This is a genomic window from Geodermatophilus sp. DF01-2, assembly GCF_004571065.1.
Lineage (GTDB): Bacteria > Actinomycetota > Actinomycetes > Mycobacteriales > Geodermatophilaceae > Geodermatophilus.
On sequence record NZ_SPQN01000198.1, the window covers coordinates 1 to 596 of the forward strand.

Below are 596 nucleotides of genomic sequence, written 5' to 3' on the forward strand. Positions count from 1 at the left end.
GGCCCGGGCGCCGAGGCCGTGCCGACCGGGCCGAGCGACTGGTTCGACGATCCGGCGTGGTGGGCCGAGGCCGAACGCCGGATCGCCGCCGGTGACTTCTCCGGCGCCGGGCTGCCCGGCTGGTCGGAGTTCACCGCCGCGGCGGTCGAGCCCGGCGAGCCGTACCGGTCGGAGATCATCCACCCGCCGGACTGGGTCACCGATCCGGCCGAACGCGCCGCATGGCTCGCCGCCGGCCAGCAGCTCGAGCGGAACCTGGGCAGCCCGCCGGCGAACACCGGCGCGCCACCGCACACCGATCCGTACGCCGCCGCGTCCCCGCACACCGACCCGTACGCCGCCGCGTCCCCACACACCGACCCGCCGCCACACACCGACCCGCCGCCGGGCGACGCCGAGTCGCCGTCGTGGAACGGCGCGCGAGCGGTGAGTGGGTGGTGGGCGGCCGCCGACCGCGCGGTGGACGACGCTGGCGCCGCGGTGCACGCCGCCCGCCTCGCACTCGGCCACGCCCAGCGCAGCGTGCGCACCGCCCAGCGGGCCGCGGCCGCCGAGGAGGCCGCCTGGCGGGCCACCCCCGTCGGCCGGGTGAGATC

General features: G+C 79.2%; 1 protein-coding gene. It reads left to right on the forward strand.

From position 1 onward, the window contains the following. Nucleotides 1–596 (forward strand): hypothetical protein (locus E4P41_RS22505; protein ID WP_209307872.1); only part of this gene is annotated, 596 nt, incomplete at both ends.